This window comes from Achromobacter piechaudii NBRC 102461 (assembly GCF_001571245.1).
In the GTDB taxonomy this organism is placed as follows: domain Bacteria; phylum Pseudomonadota; class Gammaproteobacteria; order Burkholderiales; family Burkholderiaceae_B; genus Achromobacter; species Achromobacter piechaudii.
In genome coordinates, this window is record NZ_BCTK01000013.1 from 186,507 (window position 1) to 203,917 (window position 17,411).

The 17,411-nt window shown below is 64.4% G+C and carries 16 protein-coding genes and 1 pseudogene; 5 read left to right on the forward strand and 12 right to left on the reverse strand.

Features of this window, described 5'->3' with window-relative positions; translation table 11 throughout:
* Positions 1 to 7 precede the first annotated feature (7 nt).
* On the forward strand, positions 8 to 1,780 hold the full coding sequence (locus API01S_RS23895) for a tripartite tricarboxylate transporter substrate-binding protein (protein WP_061306311.1): 1,773 nt from the start codon (positions 8 to 10) through the stop codon (positions 1,778 to 1,780).
* 111 nt (positions 1,781 to 1,891) lie between these two features.
* Positions 1,892 to 2,239: a GFA family protein gene (locus API01S_RS23900; protein ID WP_061306312.1), complete on the forward strand. Its 348-nt coding sequence runs from the start codon at positions 1,892 to 1,894 to the stop codon at positions 2,237 to 2,239.
* 54 nt (positions 2,240 to 2,293) lie between these two features.
* Here API01S_RS23900 and API01S_RS23905 read toward each other — a convergent pair whose 3' ends face one another.
* The 5 genes from API01S_RS23905 to API01S_RS23925 all read right to left on the reverse strand — a co-directional run bounded on the left by API01S_RS23905 (position 2,294) and on the right by API01S_RS23925 (position 8,039).
* On the reverse strand, positions 2,294 to 3,721 hold the full coding sequence (locus tag API01S_RS23905) for an efflux transporter outer membrane subunit (protein ID WP_061306313.1): 1,428 nt from the start codon (positions 3,719 to 3,721) through the stop codon (positions 2,294 to 2,296).
* A gap of 10 nt (positions 3,722 to 3,731) precedes the next feature.
* Entirely contained in the window at positions 3,732 to 4,658 is a 927-nt protein-coding gene (locus tag API01S_RS23910; protein ID WP_061306314.1) for an efflux RND transporter periplasmic adaptor subunit, read from the reverse strand.
* Positions 4,651 to 4,845 (reverse strand): DUF1656 domain-containing protein, encoded by a 195-nt coding sequence (locus tag API01S_RS23915; protein WP_061306315.1) that lies wholly within the window; start codon positions 4,843 to 4,845, stop codon positions 4,651 to 4,653. The genes API01S_RS23910 and API01S_RS23915 overlap by 8 nt, the downstream gene beginning before the upstream one ends.
* Positions 4,835 to 6,862: an FUSC family protein gene (locus API01S_RS23920; RefSeq protein ID WP_061306316.1), complete on the reverse strand. Its 2,028-nt coding sequence runs from the start codon at positions 6,860 to 6,862 to the stop codon at positions 4,835 to 4,837. Before API01S_RS23920 ends, API01S_RS23915 begins: the two co-directional genes overlap by 11 nt.
* 244 nt (positions 6,863 to 7,106) lie before the next feature.
* On the reverse strand, positions 7,107 to 8,039 hold the full coding sequence (locus API01S_RS23925; protein ID WP_061306317.1) for a LysR family transcriptional regulator: 933 nt from the start codon (positions 8,037 to 8,039) through the stop codon (positions 7,107 to 7,109).
* A gap of 122 nt (positions 8,040 to 8,161) precedes the next feature.
* Here API01S_RS23925 and API01S_RS29615 point away from each other — a divergent pair.
* Positions 8,162 to 8,266 (forward strand): annotated as a pseudogene (locus API01S_RS29615) (oxidoreductase); the annotation flags it as partial.
* Positions 8,267 to 8,571: 305 nt separating this feature from the next.
* Positions 8,572 to 10,068 (forward strand): carotenoid oxygenase family protein, encoded by a 1,497-nt coding sequence (locus API01S_RS23930; RefSeq protein WP_084802498.1) that lies wholly within the window; start codon positions 8,572 to 8,574, stop codon positions 10,066 to 10,068.
* A gap of 92 nt (positions 10,069 to 10,160) precedes the next feature.
* Here the strand turns inward: API01S_RS23930 and API01S_RS23935 are convergent, their stop codons facing one another.
* The 5 genes from API01S_RS23935 to API01S_RS23955 form a co-directional block, all read right to left on the reverse strand.
* Positions 10,161 to 10,550 (reverse strand): nuclear transport factor 2 family protein, encoded by a 390-nt coding sequence (locus API01S_RS23935; protein ID WP_050730748.1) that lies wholly within the window; start codon positions 10,548 to 10,550, stop codon positions 10,161 to 10,163.
* Between the two features lie 75 nt (positions 10,551 to 10,625).
* Positions 10,626 to 11,243, reverse strand: coding sequence for a DoxX family protein (locus API01S_RS23940; protein ID WP_254598622.1), 618 nt, complete (start codon positions 11,241 to 11,243; stop codon positions 10,626 to 10,628).
* Between the two features lie 44 nt (positions 11,244 to 11,287).
* Complete coding sequence (locus tag API01S_RS23945; protein WP_061306320.1) at positions 11,288 to 12,406, reverse strand: ABC transporter substrate-binding protein; 1,119 nt, start codon at positions 12,404 to 12,406, stop codon at positions 11,288 to 11,290.
* Between the two features lie 76 nt (positions 12,407 to 12,482).
* On the reverse strand, positions 12,483 to 13,382 hold the full coding sequence (locus API01S_RS23950) for an MBL fold metallo-hydrolase (protein ID WP_061306321.1): 900 nt from the start codon (positions 13,380 to 13,382) through the stop codon (positions 12,483 to 12,485).
* A gap of 42 nt (positions 13,383 to 13,424) precedes the next feature.
* A complete protein-coding gene (locus API01S_RS23955) occupies positions 13,425 to 14,063 on the reverse strand; it encodes a DsbA family protein (protein ID WP_061306322.1) in 639 nt (212 codons plus the stop codon).
* 113 nt (positions 14,064 to 14,176) lie between these two features.
* Between API01S_RS23955 and API01S_RS23960 the strand changes: the two genes are divergently transcribed.
* Complete coding sequence (locus API01S_RS23960; RefSeq protein WP_061306323.1) at positions 14,177 to 15,130, forward strand: LysR family transcriptional regulator; 954 nt, start codon at positions 14,177 to 14,179, stop codon at positions 15,128 to 15,130.
* 250 nt (positions 15,131 to 15,380) lie between these two features.
* Here the strand turns inward: API01S_RS23960 and API01S_RS23965 are convergent, their stop codons facing one another.
* The gene (locus tag API01S_RS23965; RefSeq protein ID WP_061306425.1) at positions 15,381 to 16,208 is read right to left on the reverse strand and encodes an enoyl-CoA hydratase/isomerase family protein; all 828 of its coding nucleotides are present in this window, start codon (positions 16,206 to 16,208) and stop codon (positions 15,381 to 15,383) included.
* A gap of 58 nt (positions 16,209 to 16,266) precedes the next feature.
* The gene (locus API01S_RS23970) at positions 16,267 to 17,397 is read right to left on the reverse strand and encodes a CaiB/BaiF CoA transferase family protein (RefSeq protein WP_061306324.1); all 1,131 of its coding nucleotides are present in this window, start codon (positions 17,395 to 17,397) and stop codon (positions 16,267 to 16,269) included.
* Positions 17,398 to 17,411 lie beyond the last annotated feature (14 nt).

Below are 17,411 nucleotides of genomic sequence, written 5' to 3' on the forward strand. Positions count from 1 at the left end.
TCGCGCCATGCATGTCACTTTGCGTCAGTTGCGGGTCTTGCTCGCGGTAGCCGAGACCGGCAGTTTCAGCGCGGCGGCGCGAGCAGTGGGCTTGTCCCAGCCAGCGGTCAGCCAGAGCATCCGGGCCGTGGAGCAGGCGCTCGGGGTCTCGTTGCTGCAACGAAGCACCCGCCACGTCGTTCTGACTCAAGCAGGCGAACAACTGGTCGCACCATTGCGCGACGCGCTGAGGGCGCTTGAGGACGTCCTGACAAAAACACAGCAGGCTGGCGAGCGCCTGAAACGCGTAGTGCAGGTGGCTGCCACCCCATCCCTGTCCGGCAGTCTGTTGCCACGGTGCCTGGCCGATGTCTCGCAGCAGCTCCCCGGCGTTGCCGTGCAACTCAAAGAGCAGGCCCAGGAAGCAGCGCTCGAATCCGTCAGGCAAGGGACGGTCGATTTCGCGCTGGCAGTGGGTGATTCCGGGCCTTGCGAATTGCAGCGCACCTCGCTATTCAAGGATCGCTTCGTGCTGGTGTGCCGGGGCGATCATCCGTTTGCCCGCCGTGACAGAGTCTCGATTGGGCATCTTGGCCTGGAGCGCCTGATCGTGCTCGACGCGGCAAACGGCGGACGTCAGGGGCTGGACCGTGTGCTGCTTGCGCACGGTGTCTCGGTCGACGTATTGCAGGAGGTCGCGTCGGCCTCGACCGCATTCGAAATGGTGAAGGAGCGGTTGGGCGTGGCGCTGCTTCCGGCCAGTTGTGTGCCGACGTTCTCAATGAAGCAGGTGCGCTCGGTCGGCCTGGAGCCTGACGTTCTGCGCGATGTGTCACTCTTCAGCCGCCGGCACGAGACCTTGTCTGCGGATGCGCGCGCGGTACACGACATCATTCTTGCGCGGGCGCAGGGCGGAACCCGAGGGGTGTCGCGGCCGCTCACTGTCCTCGTTCCGTTTCCCAAGCGAGGGCCGGTTGATAGTTACGGCAGAGCGTTCGCGAAGTTGCTGGGCGCACGCTTGGGCAAGGATGTGGTCGTGACGAATACTGTCGGCTTGGGCGGTGCGCAAGGCGTGCACGCCGTCACGCGTTCACGGGCGGACGGCTATACCATTGGCATCGCCGGCAACGGTGCGACCTTATTTACGCCGGCCAATGGTCGGCAACCGTTGTTCGATGTCTTCCAGGACCTGACGTTTCTCAGTGGTTTGGTGCGTGTGGCGTCAGTGCTGGTGGTGGGCGCTCATACCGCCGCCCGAGATTTGGCGCAGTTGCGTGCCCTGGCACGGCTGCATCCCGGGCGTTTCGTTATCGGGGCTGCGGGCACAGGTTCGAGCCGCATGCTCGCGGAAATGCTGGAGCGCCAGACCGGCATCAAGCTGACCCATAAATCCTATGACGGACTGGCACCCGCGCTGGACGACCTCGCCAAAGGCAAACTTGACATGGTCTTCGGGGAGCCGGTCGGCGTGCTTACGCTGGTGCGAGCCGGAAAGGCATTTGCGCTGCTCACGACCGGCGATGAGCGTTGCTCGTTGTTGAGCGACGTGCCGAGCGCGGTTGAGGTCGGCTTGCCGGATCTTGCGACTGACGGGGGCTACTGCCTGGTTGCGCCGCCATCATTGCCCGCCAGCGTCCTTGAGCGGCTGTCAGGCGCAATTGCGGAAGTGCTCCAGTCCGACGAGCTGAATCAGACTTTCGCTTCGCTGGGAGTACGGCCCGACTTCCGAAGCGGGCCGTATTACGAGAATTTCGTCAGGGCAGAGCAGTCCCGCTGGCAAGCATTTCTTGAGAGAGATTGATCGTGGGCGTTTTGGATCAGCGGGGGCGGGCTCGTATGGACGAGGGTAGCCAGCGAATCGCGATTGCGGCATCATCGCGGCGACGGATTTTCACTGTTTAGGATGTCTGCCATGAAATATGAAGGAAGCTGCCATTGCGGCCAGATCCGGTTTGAAGCCGAGGGGGAGATCGGCCAGGCCATGTCGTGCAATTGTTCGATCTGTCAGCGCAAGGGCGCGCTGATGTGGTTCGTGCAGCCTGAGGCAATGCACCTGCTGACGTCGGAATCGGACATGAGCTCTTATGTGTTCAACAAGCATCTGATCAAGCACCGGTTTTGTCCGGCCTGCGGCATGCATCCCTATGCGGAAGGCACCGCGCCGTCGGGGCAGGCTATGGTGGCGATCAACCTGCGCTGCATTGAAGGAATCGACCTGGACGCGCTCCCGGTCAAGCATTTCGACGGCCGCGCGCTTTAAGCCTCGGACAGCGATTCCTTTGGCTGGAGGGGCGTTGTCGCGAAGTATCGGCCGTCACTCCGACCACCCCGCGCCGAGCGCCTTGTACAAGGCAATGCCCCCTTGCAACTGCGCAAGTTGGCTCAGGGCCAGTGCATCGCGCGCCTGGATCAGGCTGCGTTGAGCCACCAGCACCGGCAGATAGGCGCTCAACCCACGCGCGTAGAGTTGGGTGGCCTGTTGCAGGGCTTGTTGGCTGTCGGCCACGGCCTTCTGCAACGCGGCTTGTCGTCGGCGCTGGCTGGTCCATGCGGTCAAGGCGTTTTCCACGTCGCGCAGCGCCAGACGCACGTCCCGCTCGTAGACGCGCAGTACGGCGTCGGCGTTGGCCTGTGCCGCAGCCACGCCTGCGCGCGCGCGATCGGCGTCGTAGAGGGACTGGTTGCCCTGCACGGCCGCCGACCATGCCAGGCTGGCGCCCGAGAACAGGTCGTGGATGACGCTGGCGGTGGTGCCCAGCCCCAAGGGAATACGGAATGTGGGAAAAAGTGCGGCCTGCGCCACGCCGATTTGCGCGGTGGCGCTGGCCAGGCGTCGTTCGTCCGCGCGCAGGTCGGGGCGTTGGCGAATGACGTCCGACGGCAGTGACAGCGGCAAGTCGGCTGGCATGGGCAAAGCCGGCGTGGAAGTTGCGAGGTCAGCATGCCAGTCTCCGGGGAACCCGCCCGCCAGCACTCCGATGGAATGGCTGAAACGGGCGACGTCCGCGTCCAGCAAGGGCGGCTGCGCCTCGGCAGTTTCGCGCTCGGCGCGTGCCAGGGTGACGTCGGCCAGCGTGCCCAGCCCACTGCGATGCGCTTGTTCGGCCAAGCGTTCGGCTTCGGCCAGCGTACGAATGCTGTCTTGTGCGATGGCCAGGCGCAGTTGCGCGGCACGCAGCCCGGCGTAATCGGCCACCAGTTCGGCCACGAGGCTCACTTGCAGCGCACGATGGTCCTCGGCCAAGGCCTCGATACCCGCATCGGCGGCCTCGACCGCGCGGCGTGTGCCGCCGAACAGGTCCAGCTCCCAACTCGCATCCAACCCCAGGTGCCAGGTTCGCGCCTGTCCGCCCGGCTGCGAGCTGAGTGCCTTGCTGCCGCGTGCAGCCTCGCCGCCGGCTCCGACCGAGACCTCGGGCAAGGCGGACGAGGCGATTTGCACGCGTTCGGCGCGGGCCTGGCGCAGGCGTGCCAAGGCGATGTCCAGATCCTGATTGTGCGCCAGGGCCTGCGCGACCAGGCGTTCGAGCAAGGGATCCTGGAAGGTGCGCCACCAGGTGCGCAGGCCGTCACGGTCGTCATCTGACATGGAGGCGTCGGCATCGATCCAGTGCGCGGGCACATCCAGCGTCGGCGTGCGGTAATCCGGACCCACGGTGGTGCAGCCGGTCAGGAATGCCAACAGGGAAGAAAGCAGCGCCTGCCGAAAGCGCGACTGGGTGCAAGGGATGGGTACATGCATGGTCGGGTCCTCACATCCAGCGGTGTAGCAGCGAAATCAGACGGCCCTGGGGCACCCGCGCGCCTGCCAAGGGCGTGACCTCGATGCTGCCGGTCATGCCGGCCGCCAGCAGGACGTCATGCGGCACATGCTGGAATTCGACGCGCACCGGGATGCGCTGCGCCAGACGCACCCAACTGAAGCTGGGTTCCACGCTTGGCAGGCCCTGCGCGTCGGCCTGCTGGTTGCTGTCGGTAATGCCTCGCCCGATGCTGGCCACCCGCCCCGGCAACTCCTGGTCGTAGCCCATCAGGCGGATCCGCGCCAAAGCGCCGGGTTGGATGCCGCGCAGTTTGGTTTCCTCGAAGTACCCGGTGATCCAGAAGCTGTGGGCGTCTATCAGGGCGATGTTGGCCTGGCCCGTCACGGCGTAGTCGCCCTTGTTCAATCGCAAGCGCGTGACGTAGCCGTCGGTGGGCGCACGCAATTCAGTGCGTGCAAGATCCAGCTTCGCCCTTTCCACGGCGACCTGTGCACTGCTCAGGTCGGACCGGGCGATGGCGGCCGCCTGGTTCGCCCGCTGGATGTCCTCGGCTGGCACCAGGCTTTCCATGCCGCGGCGCCGCCGCGCCTCCTCGGTTTTCTGGCGGAAAGACACTTCGGCGGATGCCAACTGCGCTTCGGCCTGGGCCAATGCCAGCGCGAAGCTGGAACTGTCGATGCGATAGAGCAGGTCACCCTGTTTGACGTATTGATCGTCCATGACCGAGACCTCGGCGACGGTGCCTGATACCTCGGGAGCGATACGCACGATCTGTGCGCTGACACGGCCATCGCGCGTCCAGGGGGCGACGACGTAGGCGCGCCACAGCGCGCTGACCAGAAACCCGGCGGCAACGACCACCGCGAAGGTGAGTCCTGCCCGCAGGAGTTGGGCGGGAAATGAGCGTTCAGACATAAAGCACCAACAGGGAAACAAGGCAAAGGGAAATGGCGAACTCGAACAAGCCTGGATGCCACACCCAGCGCAGCACCCCGCAACGCACTAACACGAAGCGAAGGCCCATATAGATCGGCAGGGCCACGCAGGCGTAGACAAGGAAAGGCGGCAGGTAAATGCCGGCCAAAGAAAATTCACTGAGCATGGGTATGGCCTTCAGAGGGGGGCGGAACGTCGTTTGCATGGCGCTCCAGCAGCGCGGCGATGTCGAGCAGCACGACCGCCACGCGCCGCGCGTCATCCATCGTGGCGCTGGACCGCACCGGCAAACGCGCCAAGGAGGTCGCTGCGCGGCGAGCATGGCGTGCGGCCCGCGCGGGATCTCCGGCCTGCTGGCGCAGATGGCGCAGCGTGCGCGTCACCACGCGCGGCCACTCGGCGTCCCGGGGCGCCTGGCGCAGCCAGCGTCGCAGGCGCAGCATTTCCCTACCCAGATGCAGGCTGGTCAGCGCCTGGGCGATGGCGCTATCCATCGCTTGCGGCTGCCCCCTGAGCAAAGCGCCGAGTTGCGCGATGCGGTGTTGTTGGCGCCATTGCCAGGCCGGCGCATCTGGGGGCTCGTTGCGCAAGGTGCCCAGCGCCGCGTGCCGGATGCGCTGGCGTAAGCGTATGACGTCGCGCGCCCCGCTGCGCGGCAGCACGATCGTGAAGCCAAGCAGCGTAAAACATGTCGCCAGGATCCAGGCCACCGCGCCATTGAGGAACAGTGCAAAGTCGTAGCGCATGGGGTTGTCCGCCGCCGCCAGTGTCGTGAACGCCACCAGATAGGCCACGCCCGCCAGCGCATAACGCGGCATCGTGGTGGCATATACGCCAGGCAGCCAGAACAGGCTCAGGATCAGCAGCAGCAGCGGCAGGCCCGAGACATGCGGCAGCACGATGAAGGTGCACAGAAAGGCCATCGCCGTGGCGGCCACCGTGCCCTTGATGAATTCGACCGCACCCAGCGCCGGATTGGGCGCAGTGGACAGCAGGGCGCATGCCGCCGCCAACCCCGCCAGCATCATGTTGCCTTCCGTCCAGCCGGTGGCGATCCAGAAGGCGCCTCCCATCAACACAGTCAACAGGGCGCGCACGCCATTCTGGAAGGCCGCCACAGTGTCGCGGTGAAACGGTACGGACACGCGCGCCGGCGTCGGTCTGGGTTGGTGGAAACGCTCGATGCCTTCGAGGGCTTGCAGGTAATCGTCGAGTTGTTCGATCAAGCGATCACCTGCGATCATCAAGGCTGCCTGCTCGGAGGCATCGTCCAGCGAGGTAGCGGAAAGGACGCTCAACACCCGAGCGCGCAGAGCGTTCAGTCGACCGATGGCTCGCGTCCTCGAAGTCGGGCCGCGTCCGGCCGAGTCACCTTTCTGCGCCAGCGCCTGCGCGACCTCCCGCCACGCCTCCTCCCAGTCCGGCTGCAACGCACTCAGCACAGCGAGGCTGGCGCTGTGATCGCGCAGAGGCGGCGCGCCGCCCACGATGGCGGAGAACAGCGACACCATCGTGTGCCGCACCGTGCCGGCACGATGGGCCAGATCGGCGGACTCGGCTTTGCCCAGCGCCAGCAGATCGTCCACGCCATACGCCTCGGTGATGACCGAGCGCCGTTCGGCATCCAGGGGCTTGGCGCCCGGCTCCGCGCTGCCTTGAATGGCCTGGTGATGCGTGGTCAATACGTGCGCCGTAGCGCCCGCCAGGCGGTCGAGCAGTATGGCCAGGCGGCTGTGCACGCTGCGGCTGCTGAACAGGGCCGACACCAGCGCCAGGCAGACCACGCCAACCAGCACGGACGCGCCGCGCCCCATCACCTGATCGAAGGTGCGTTCCGGATGCTGCATGGCGCCGTAGGCCGCCAAACCCACGGTATAGCCCGCCAGCGCGGCGCCATAGGCCCGGAAATGACGCAGCAGCGTCATGCCCACCACGCACACCCCCAGCCATGTGCCGAAGCCGAACAGAAAGAGCCACGGCATTTGGCCGAAGGCGCTCATCAGCACGAAGGCTGCAAGCATCCCGACCAGCGTGCCCAGCACCCGCCACACCCCTTTGCCGATCACGCCGCCTTGGACAGGGTTGATGACAAGCAGCACGCTGGAAGCCGCCGCGTAGGGCGCGTGCAGTTCGAGCAGATAGGCCACCACCAAGGCCAGGCAAGCGGCCAGGATCGAACGCATCACATAGGTCGCGCGTGGCGTCGTCAGATCGAGATAAGGCAGTCCACGCGCCCACCGATCCCGAAACCGGGAATGGCGTGGAGAGACGCCCGAGTTTGCTTCAGGCACGTTCGCCGAATGCACGATGCAACCCTTCTACAGTGATTAATACGCATCACTGTAGGTAGGGTCAATCATTCAGAAAAGTGAATTTATTGCATTCCAATGATTGCGTCATACGCACGCATCGCGGCAGGCACCCCTGCTACGGCTTGCTGCGCGTGGCGGCCTGTGCCTGGCTCTCGTGCGAGAGCGTATGAATGGTCTGCCGCAACCATTGATGGGCCGGATCACTCTCGAGGCGCGGGTGCCAGGCCTGCGTCAGCAGTACCGTTTCCAGCGGCGTCGGCAGATCGAACACGCGAATGTGCAGGCCCGCGGACAGCGCGGCGCTGGCCAGATGCCGCGGCAGGGGCAATAGCAGGTCCGAATCCTGCAATGCGAACAGCGCCGTGTACGGATTGGGCACCACCAAGGCGACGTGCCGGCGCAGCCCCTGCGCCTCCAGCGCGGCATCGATAGGCCCGGCTGCCTTGCCGCGCCGCGACACGTTGATGTGCTCCCAGCGCGTGAGGCGTTCGGGCGTGATCTCGTCTTCGAAAATGGGATGGTTGGCTCGCGCGACACCCACGAACGTCGTGGTGAACAGTGACTGCACGCGGATCTCGGGCCCCAGTTTGCGCGAGGCGCTGATGAACAGGTCGATGCGGCCACTGCGCAGCGCCTCTTCGTCCACGTCGTCTTCCTCTGGCGAAAAGCGCAGCATGGCTCTGGGCATCTCTCGCGCCATCGCATCCAGCAGATGGCCCAGATGGATGCTCACGAACTCATCCGTGGCGCGGACGTTGAAGCGCCGATCCAGCGATTTCAGGTCGATCTCGGTATCGGAGGCGAACACCTTCGATGCCTGTTCCACCACCACCCGCACCTGTTCGCGCAGTGCCAACGCCTTGGGCGTAGGCATGAGGTTGCGGCCGACTTGGACGAACACCGGATCGCCCAACGCCTCCCGGATGCGGCTCAAAGTGCGGCTCATCGCCGGCGCACTCAAGTGCATGCGGCGTGCGGCGCCGATGACGCTGCCCTCGTCGAGCAGCGCATCCAACGCCAGCAGAAGATTAAGATCGGGACGTGGCACGGCTGACCCCCTATGGATTTACATTTTTGCAATCATAGTTTCCATTGAACAACGGGCGCGGCGCCCACCGCTTTGCGGCACATCCGCCCCTTGCACAGACAACGCTCAAGCAATCCGCTTTCATCAACACTGAACTCACTCCTGTCGTGAGTGCCGTGAGTCCTGGTGCGATCGGCACCACCGTCGCAGCGATGTTGCATGAGGTCGGCCGGACGCCCTTGCTATGTGTGTGAGCTTCTGGCGATCAGCTGACGCTGCTGGAGCAGGCCGCGCTATGACCCTCTTCCTTGTCGCCCTTGATGCCGGAACTCTCAGGGGCCGAAAGCCACTGAGCCGCGTATGGCGATCTCTCGTACCCCAAATTCGGTATGGCTCAAGTCTTTTTAGCCGACTAGCGTGTTGAGTGCTGCCGCGCGAGGTCGGACACCGGGATAAGGCTGTTGAGGGCCAATAGCTGCGCTTCCAGCGTTTTTGTTGCTGGGGCGGCAAAGCGGCCAGGGAGCTTACGGTATCCACCCACGGAGGCACTCTCATGTCACGTCGACTCACTCGTCGTTCGTTTCACCGTCTAACCGTCTATGGTGCGACGCTCATTGGAAGTCACGCGTTGTGGCCTCTTGCGAAGGCCGACGAGCCGGTCGATGTGCCCTGGGCCTACGACGACCCCCATCTCAGTGGCAACTTTCTCCCAGTGCTGCGCGAGGTCGATGTTCAAGATCTGCGGTTGGTCGCCGGGCGTATTCCGTCCGACTTGCGAGGCGTCTATCTGCGCAACGGACCCAACCCGGAATTCAGGCCGATCAGCTACGCCTATCCGCTGGACGGCGATGGCATGATCCATGCCGTGCACATCGAGGACGGGAAGGCCCGCTACCGCAACCGTTTCGTGAAAACGGCCAGCCTGGCGGTGGAGCGCCGCGCAGGGCGCGCGGTCTTTGGCAGCTTCACGCGTCCGTCGCCTGTTGATCCCGGCATGTTCCTGCCGGGCGAAGCGCCGTCGCAAATCAAGAATGGCGCCTTCGTCAACATCATTTGGCACGGTGGCCGCTTGATCGCGCTTAACGAAGCCACGACCAGCTACGAGATGAGCGCTGAACTGGATACCGTGGGCCAATGGACTGCGGGAGGCTCCGAACCGTTGCGTCTGGGCGCTCACAATCGGCGTCACCCGCGCACGGGGGATCTATTTGCGATTGAATACAGCTGGCGTACGCCGACAGTCAAGATTCATCGCATCAATGCGTCAGGGACGTTGGTGGATACAAAGGCCGTGGACTTGCCGATGCCCACGATGATCCACGATTTTGTCCTGACAGAGAACTACGTGGTGCTCATCGCAGGGCCGGCGGTATTTGATATTCAGGCAGCAAGGGCCGGCCAGTCGATGCTGCAATGGCGCCCCGATCTGGGCCTGCGCATCGCCTTGCTGCCACTGGCTGGCGGCGCCCCTATCTGGATTGAAGGCGAGCCTTTTTTTGTCTTTCACTTCGCCAACGGCTTCGAGCGTGGTCAGCAGATCATCGTGGACTACGTGCAGCACGACAAATTCGCATTGGCGAACGGCCCCGCGCCGACCTTCAAGCGGATGACCATCGATCCGGCTGGCCGCAGCTTCAAGGTTGCCAGCTTCTCGGACGAGCTTACCGAGTTCCCGCGCTTCAACCATCTACGCGAGGCGCTTGCCACGCGTTACGTCTATATGCCGACCCTGACTTCCTCGCTGAAGGAACTCAGCCCGCCGTCGGCGGTGTTCAATACGGTGCTCAAACTCGATACCGAGACCGGCAGGTACACACGCCACGACCTGGGAAACCAGATTGTCGGTGAGGCTGCGTTCGTACCGAAGCCGGGCGGCGGGACGGCGGAGGACAATGGCTATCTGGTGGCCTTCACCTACGATCCCGTGGAGCGCCGCAGCAACCTGTTGCTGCTGGATGCGCGCCGGATCGAGGAGCCCCCTGTCGCCGTAATTGAAATGCCCCAGCGAGTACCGCAGGGACTGCACGGCAACTGGGTCGCCCGCGTATGAAGCAAATCGACACGCCCATCAATCTGTAGAGAGGGCGTTTGCAAAGATGCCGCGCATTCGCGGCTTTCCTTGACGGTGACGCCTTGTCTGCATCAGGACAGCGCTTTAGCCACCATCACCGTATCGACGTACTGCGTCATGCGCACGATCTTGCCTTCCTGGATTTCATACAGGTGGGCGAAGGCGGCCTGCATCGACTTTCCTGTGGCTTTGTAGGTGCCGGAATACAGACCGAAGGCGGCCACCCGGTTGCCATCGGCCAGGTAGGTATGCACCTGGGCGCGGTAGTCGATCCACTCTTGCGCCAGACGTGAGAACACGCCCGCCATCAATGCGTCGACACCCACGTAGGTGCCGGCATAAGGAAACCCTTCTGCCTCGGTCCACTCTACCTGCGGGTGAAGAACGGCCATCAGGTTGCGGCCATTTTCCTCGGAAGACCCTTCGTAAGTGCGGCGGATCAGCTCAAGATTGCTGTTCATTTCCAACTCCGATCTTTGATGAATAGGGCGGCGAGCGGCCGATAAAGGCCCCTCGCCACGACGCGACATCCCGGTTCAGAACGACTTCTTCAGCCGCCGATCGATCGACCACAGACCGCCGCCGAAGGCGGCAAAGAACAGGCAGCCGAAGGCCCAGATGCTGGATAGCTGGACTGCCTTGTCCTGCAGGAGATTGGTGAACGCGACACCCGCATCCATGAGCCGCTTTGTGCCGTTGGGCGTCAGGAATTCTGGATGTGCCTTGATTGCCCCCAGGCCCGCGCTGCTCAACAGCGGTTCGGCGTTGTACGGATAGTGAAAGTGAAACCACACAGTCACGAACAGCATCACCGCGTTGGCCAGCGCAAAGGGCCGCGTCAGGAGCCCCAGGATGAGCGCGATACCGCCGAAGACTTGCATGATGGCCAGGATCGGCGAGAACAACCAGCCCGGGTGAAATCCGATCATTTCGACGAACTGCACCTGGCCCATGGGGTTGAGGATCTTCGGCCAGCCTTCGTGCAGCAGCCATCCGCCTACGGCCAGGCGAAGCAGCAGCCATCCGGCCGGCTGGGCGAACCTCTCGTAGATGCTTGCTAACGCCGGGATGACCAGGCTTTCCCTGGGAACGCTGAAATCAAGGGGGGTGCGCATAGAGGACCTCAGAAAGTTGGGGAGGGGAATGCTGTGCACCGGAGCGCCTTCATGCTGCTCGCGGGCACAGCAGCAAGGGTCTATCAGTCCTTAAGCGGAGAGATGCCTTGGACAGGTCCGATCAGACGCTCGAACAGGCTCTTGAGACGCTCGACGCGGGCGCGGTCCCGCATGAAGGCAACAAAGTCCTCGGGACTGGTGTTGTAGTGGTCCAGGGTCTGGAAACCCGGCAGCGGCGCCACGTCCTTGCGGATTGGGAACTGTCGCGGGTTGGAGGCCACCGGCAGCGACAACTGCCAGCTCATGTACAACTTGGCCGCAGCGGGGTGCTTGGCGTTCTTGAAGATGGCGCCGGTCTGTGCCCAGGTGAGAAAGGGATCGTTCTTGGGCAGCACGAAGCGCAGTGCCGACGATTCCACGGGAACGAAGCTGCCTGACGTGCCGGTCGAGATGGCGTACTTGCCGGCTTCCACCGCGTCCCGAGGCGTCTGCGTGCCGCGCACCCACTGCACGCCGTTGGCCTTGAGCTGGTCGATGAACCCGATGCCGTACTTCTGGATGATTTTGTCGAACATGTACAGCACGGCGTCGTCATCGTTGGGGTAGGCGATGACGATGCGGTCCTTGAACTCGGGCTTGAGGAAATCCGAGTAATCGCGCGGTGCGTTCTCCGCCGACACGTAGTTCTTGTTGTAGCTGTTGGCAAAGGTCAGCATGAACAAGCCGGTGAAGCGGCCGTCCGGGTCCTTGTAGGCCGTGGGAATCTGGTCCCAGCCGATGGGCTTGTACGACAGCAGAAGCCCGCGCGCCGCCCAATCGTCGAAGTCGTGCAGCGTCTGCAAGTGCGCCACATCCACGTCGAGGTTCTTGCGCAGCAACTGCTCCTCGATGCGCGCGTCGTGGTACTTGCTCAGGTCGACCACGATGTTGAGCTTCATGCCGGGAAAACGGCGCTCGAAATTGGACTTGATGCCGAAGCCCTGGGTCACCTCGTCGCCGCCGGCGTACACGGTCAGTTGGCCGCCTTCCTTGAGGGCTGCCTTATAAAGGTCGTCGATCGATTGGCCCGCGCCGTCGCGTTCGACGGCGGCGCCGGTTTGCGATTGCGATTGCGGTGTCTGGGCCACGCTCGGGACGGAGAAGCTGGCGGCTGCAAGCGCGAGAGCCAGGCAAGTGAGGCGCAACGGGAGAAGAATTTTCATGTCTGTTCTTTCAAGGTCAACGGAATCAATCAAGCACGCCGCGCGGGCGGCAAGTCACAGAGGCGGGACGCTTCGATCAACCCCACTTCATCTCGCCCTTGGCGACCTTGGCGCCGATCTGCAGCGCGGCGGGCAAACCTGCGTTCGGGTAGCGCTTGTTCATGGCTGCGATCAAGGCATCGCTATTGGCGGCCTTGCCGACTTCTTCCTCGAAGGCCAGCAGATAGTCGCGGGTGTACGTCACGGCCGAAACGTCCAGCGCGCCCGTGGCCGACATATGGCCGGGCACCACCACGGCCGGCTTGCGTGCGGCGATGGCGTCCAGGTTCTTGACCCAGGCCGCGCGCAAGGCGGGCGTCGCGGTGTCCGCCGTCCACACGTGCAGGCCCGAGAAGACCAGCACGCCACCGAACACGGCGTTGAGCGAAGGCACCCACAAGTAGCGGCGCGCACCCAGGTCCTGTGCCTTGACGATCTCGATGACGTTGCCTTCCAGGCTCAGCGAGGGGCCGTCGAAGGGCTCGGGGAAGACGATATCGGCCAGCGTCTGCGGGCCGTTTTCCTTGAGCTGCGGTGCCCAGATATCGATCTTCTTCTGCACGTTGGCGCGGATGGCCGCGATGGTGTCGGAAGCGGCGATCACCTTGGCGGCCGGGAAGGCGGCCTTGATCGGGCCCAGGCTGAAGTAGTAGTCGGGGTCGCTCTGGCTGATGTAGATCGTGGTCAGCGTCTTGCCCGAGGCCTTGATCGCTTCAGCCACGGCGCGGCCGTCGGGTAGCGAGAAGCCGCCGTCGATGAGGATGGCTTCCTTGGTGCCCGAGAGCAGCACCGGGGCGCGGAAGAAGCCCTTCTCGCCGGCCGGGAAGTGCTTCCATTGCAGGGGGGCGACAGTCGCCGAGGTAGCAGCGCAGCCGGCCAGAGCCGTGGCTGCGCCGACAGCGGCGGCGGCTTGAATGAAGTCTCGGCGAGTCATCATGATGGTTCCTGGTGTGAAAAAAAGGTGAGAGAGACGCGGGATTCAGGCGCTGGCTACTTGCGCCAGGAAAGCTTTCGGGTTGGAGAACACGGCGTTCGAGGGCAGCAGTTGGCGCTGTCCGTTCTGTTCCAGGATGAAGGTGGGCACACCGCGCGCACCGAACTGCTGCAGCAGCGCCTGTGCCTCGATCACGCGCGCACGGTTGGCATCGAGCAACGCAGCATCAGGCTGGACCAAACGCTGGGCGGCATCGTCAAGGCCCTGCGCCTTCAGCACGGCAACCAGCGTGTCCAGCGACGTGACGTCGCGGCCTTCGACGTAGCGGGCTTGCTGGATGACCTTGAGTGCCTCGAATTCACGCACGGGCGTGGTCAGCGCCACCGCTGTCAGTGCCACGGTGGCAGGCCCGCTGTCGAACATCTGGCGCTGGTCGGCCAGCACGTCGCTGCGGTACTGCTCTGAGAACCGCTGGCCCGTGAGGCGTTCGATGCGCTGGTCATTGCTCCAGGCGTAAGTGGCGAAGTCGTGGGTCATCGGACGCGCGCCTTCACCGGAGAACAGGCCGCTGGGCAGCAGACGCAACTCGACGCCAGGCATGGCTGCGAGTTCCGCCACCGTGGCGCCAGCGCCGTAACACCAGCCACAGAGAGGATCGAAGAGGTAGTGCAATGTCTTGTTCATGGAGGGCTCGAAAAGGGCGTTTGGATGCGCTTTGAACGGCTCGGTTTTGTTCGATTCATGGATGGTAAGCAGCCGGCGTTGACAGATAAATACGGACGGAGTAGATAATCTGTATGGAAAAAGCAAACAATGCAGAGCAATCTGACGCCAGCCATCTCGCCAATCTCAAGCGCCTCGCGTATTTCGCGGCGGTGGTCGAGACAGGCAGCTTTACGGCGGCCGCGGAACGACTGGGTATCACCAAAGCAGTGGTCAGCCAGCAGGTGGCACGGCTGGAGCGGGAGTTCCGCACCACGTTGCTCACGCGCACCACTCGCAGGGTGACGGTCACGGATGCGGGCAAGGCATTTCACGAGCGCTGCGCCTTGATCCTGAAAGAGGCGCACGACGCATTCGATGCCCTCGGCGAAGGCGCCACGGAGCCTTCTGGCACGCTGCGGCTGACGGCCCCGCTGGACTACGGCATCACTACCATCGTGCCGGCCATCACCGAGTTCACGCGCCGTTTTCCGCAATGCAAGGTGGACGCGGTGCTGAGTGACCAGTCGCTCGACCTGATGTCGGGCCAGGTCGAGCTGGCGATCCGCGTGGGGTGGTTGACGGACCTTAGTGTGCAGGCGCGGCAGATCGGCAGCTTCCGGCAACTGCTGGTGGCGGCGCCCTCATGGCAAGGCCAGGTTGCCGGGTTCAAAACCCCTCAGGACATGGTCCAGCTCCCCTTCGTGGCCAACACCGTCTTGCGCGAGCCCGCGCGCTGGAGCTTCTCGCGCGGCGAGCTGGAACGCCAGAGCGTCACGGTGCGCGCGGTGATCTCGATGGATGCGACGTTGGCTGTGCGCGAGGCCGTGCGCTATGGCGCGGGGCTGTCCGTGTTGCCTGACTATGCCGTGGCCGAAGACCTGGCAGCCGGGCGGCTGGTCCAGGTGCTGCCGGAATGGGCACTGCCTTCAGGGGGCATCCACGCGGTGTTTCCTACCGCGCGCTTCAGGCCCGCGAAGGTGCGTGCCTTCGTGGATCTGCTGCAGGAGACGGCGGCGGGGGCCGCGCGTTTGGGTCGGTTGCTTTGAAACTGCGGTCGACGCGCTTTTGATTCGTGCTGGCCGGAGCGACCTCGATCGTAGAGGCACGTCGATTTGTTGAGAGCTAGAGGCTCGCCTTTTCGAAAAGCAGCATTTTCGGATTGGTGGTTCTTCCGTCAAAGTACGCCTTTTTGAAGGGTACCGTCTAAACCGCGCAGCATCTCGACCGGCGACTTGCCTGTCCTGGAATATGTCCTTTACGTCAGCGCTCGAAGAAAGCGATCAGATGGGCCATGCCCTATAGAGCGTCCGCCGCCGGCCATTGGAAGCGCTGCGCCACCTTGTCCAGAAAGCGGCCTGCCGCCTCGCGGTGGTACTCGGAGGAACGAGCCACGCCCTGGCCGGCGGCTTCCAGGTCCAGCATGGCGCTCAGGTCGCTGTTGAGCGAAGCGTTCAAGCCGCGCTTGGTGATCGCCAGCGCCGCCATGGGCAGTTCGGCCATGGACAGGGCGATCTGCCGCGCTCGTTCGTGGATCCGTTCCTGCGGCTGGATCTCAAACACGATGCCCATCTCCTTCGCTTCCTCGGCTTGGAACTCGCGGGTGGAGAAGGCCAGTTCCTTGGCGCGCTGCAGGCCCACCATTCGCGGCAGGGTGTACATGGTGGCGCAGTCCGGGATGGCGCCCAGCCGCAGGAAGGATAGGCAGAAGCGCGCCCGCGGCGACGCCAGGATCAGATCGGCGGTCAGGGCAAGGCCCAGCCCGGCGCCGTAGGCCGCGCCGTCGACCGCCGCGATCACCGGCCGGTCCAGCGTGATCAGGCCTTCTATCGTTTGCAGCAGGCTGGCCATGCGCTCATGCGCTCCTTCAGCGGAGCCGCCCGAGCCCATCGTGGCGATGTCGCCGCCCGAGCAGAAGGCCCCGTCGGCCCCGGCCAGGATTACGACGCGCACGCCGCGGTCGCGCCGGAGCTGGCCCACCAGATGGGCCAGCTCTTCGCGCATGACCATGTCCAGCGCATTGCGCTGCGCTGGACGGTTCAGGGTGATGGTGGCAACGCCGCCTTCCACGGCATAGAGCAGGGTCTTGAACTCGCTAGAGCTGGCTTGCATCGTATTGGTCTCCATGTCTTCCATGATGGCCGGGCCGCGCCATGCGGGCCTGGCCGCAAGCTGTCGCGGGCCGTCAGGCGATGGCGCCGCATTCGCGCAAGGCCTGGATCTCGGCTTGCGCCAGGCCCAATTGCGCCAGCAGTTCTTGCGTGTGCGCGCCAGGTGCGGGCACCGTGCCGGCCTGTCCCGGCGTTCGCGAAAGGCGCGGCGCGGGGGCGGGGTGCACGATGCCGTCGGTTTCAATGAAGCTGCCGCGCGCCTGATGGTGCGGGTGCAGTGGCGCTTCTACAAAGTCCAGCACCGGCGCGAAACAGGCGTCCGTGCCTTCTAGCAGCGCGCACCAACGCTCGCGAGTCTTGCCAGCAATGATGCCCGCCAGCTTGGCGCGCAGCTGGGGCCATTGCGCGCGCTCCCATTGCTGCTCGAAGTCCGGGTCGTCGATGCCGCAGCGTTCCAGCAATAGGCGATAGAACTGCGGTTCGATCGCGCCGATGGACACATACTTGCCATCCGCGCAGGCGTAACAGCCGTAGAAGTGGGCGCCGCCGTCCAGCATGTTGGATTGGCGCTGGTTGACCCAGCTGCCGTCTTGCAGCTTGCCGTGGTAGGCGCTGGCCAGCAGCGAGGCGCCGTCGCAGATGGCGGCGTCCACCACCTGGCCGTTGCCCGAGCGGCCGACTTCGAGCAGGCCGCACAGCACGCCGAAGGCCAGCATCATGGCGCCGCCGCCCATGTCGCCGACCAGGTGCAGCGGCGGCGTCGGCGGCAGCCCGGCATATCCCATGGCGTGCAGCGCGCCGCTGATGGCGATGTAGTTCAAGTCGTGGCCGGCGGCCTGCGCCAGTGGGCCGTCCTGGCCCCAGCCCGTCATGCGTCCGTACACCAGCCGCGGATTGCGCGCCAGGCACTCGTCGGGCCCTAGGCCCAACCTTTCCATGACGCCCGGCCGGAAGCCTTCGAGCAAGGCGTCTGCCTTGTCCAGCAGCCGCAGCACGATGTCGGTCGCCCCGGGTTTCTTGAGGTCCAGCGCGATGGTGCGGCGGCCCCGGTCGATGAGCGTGCCGCCTCCGCCCAGGAACCCGGGCGTCAGCCGGTCGATGCGGATCACGTCCGCGCCCATGTCCGCCAACATCATGGCGCAGAAGGGGCCGGGCCCTATGCCGGCCATTTCCACCACCGTAAATCCACTCAGGGGACCAGCCATGTCTATCGTTACTC

Bases quoted from the DNA above. Each gene is read 5' to 3' on its own strand.
- API01S_RS23895 (WP_061306311.1), top strand. From the start codon at position 8: ATGCATGTCACTTTGCGTCAGTTGCGGGTCTTGCTCGCGGTAGCCGAG.
- API01S_RS23900 (WP_061306312.1), top strand. From the start codon at position 1,892: ATGAAATATGAAGGAAGCTGCCATTGCGGCCAGATCCGGTTTGAAGCC.
- API01S_RS23905 (WP_061306313.1), bottom strand. From the start codon at position 3,721: ATGCATGTACCCATCCCTTGCACCCAGTCGCGCTTTCGGCAGGCGCTG.
- API01S_RS23910 (WP_061306314.1), bottom strand. From the start codon at position 4,658: ATGTCTGAACGCTCATTTCCCGCCCAACTCCTGCGGGCAGGACTCACC.
- API01S_RS23915 (WP_061306315.1), bottom strand. From the start codon at position 4,845: ATGCTCAGTGAATTTTCTTTGGCCGGCATTTACCTGCCGCCTTTCCTT.
- API01S_RS23920 (WP_061306316.1), bottom strand. From the start codon at position 6,862: ATGCGTTCGATCCTGGCCGCTTGCCTGGCCTTGGTGGTGGCCTATCTG.
- API01S_RS23930 (WP_084802498.1), top strand. From the start codon at position 8,572: ATGTCACGTCGACTCACTCGTCGTTCGTTTCACCGTCTAACCGTCTAT.
- API01S_RS23935 (WP_050730748.1), bottom strand. From the start codon at position 10,550: ATGAACAGCAATCTTGAGCTGATCCGCCGCACTTACGAAGGGTCTTCC.
- API01S_RS23945 (WP_061306320.1), bottom strand. From the start codon at position 12,406: ATGAAAATTCTTCTCCCGTTGCGCCTCACTTGCCTGGCTCTCGCGCTT.
- API01S_RS23950 (WP_061306321.1), bottom strand. From the start codon at position 13,382: ATGATGACTCGCCGAGACTTCATTCAAGCCGCCGCCGCTGTCGGCGCA.
- API01S_RS23955 (WP_061306322.1), bottom strand. From the start codon at position 14,063: ATGAACAAGACATTGCACTACCTCTTCGATCCTCTCTGTGGCTGGTGT.
- API01S_RS23960 (WP_061306323.1), top strand. From the start codon at position 14,177: ATGGAAAAAGCAAACAATGCAGAGCAATCTGACGCCAGCCATCTCGCC.
- API01S_RS23965 (WP_061306425.1), bottom strand. From the start codon at position 16,208: ATGGAGACCAATACGATGCAAGCCAGCTCTAGCGAGTTCAAGACCCTG.
- API01S_RS23970 (WP_061306324.1), bottom strand. From the start codon at position 17,397: ATGGCTGGTCCCCTGAGTGGATTTACGGTGGTGGAAATGGCCGGCATA.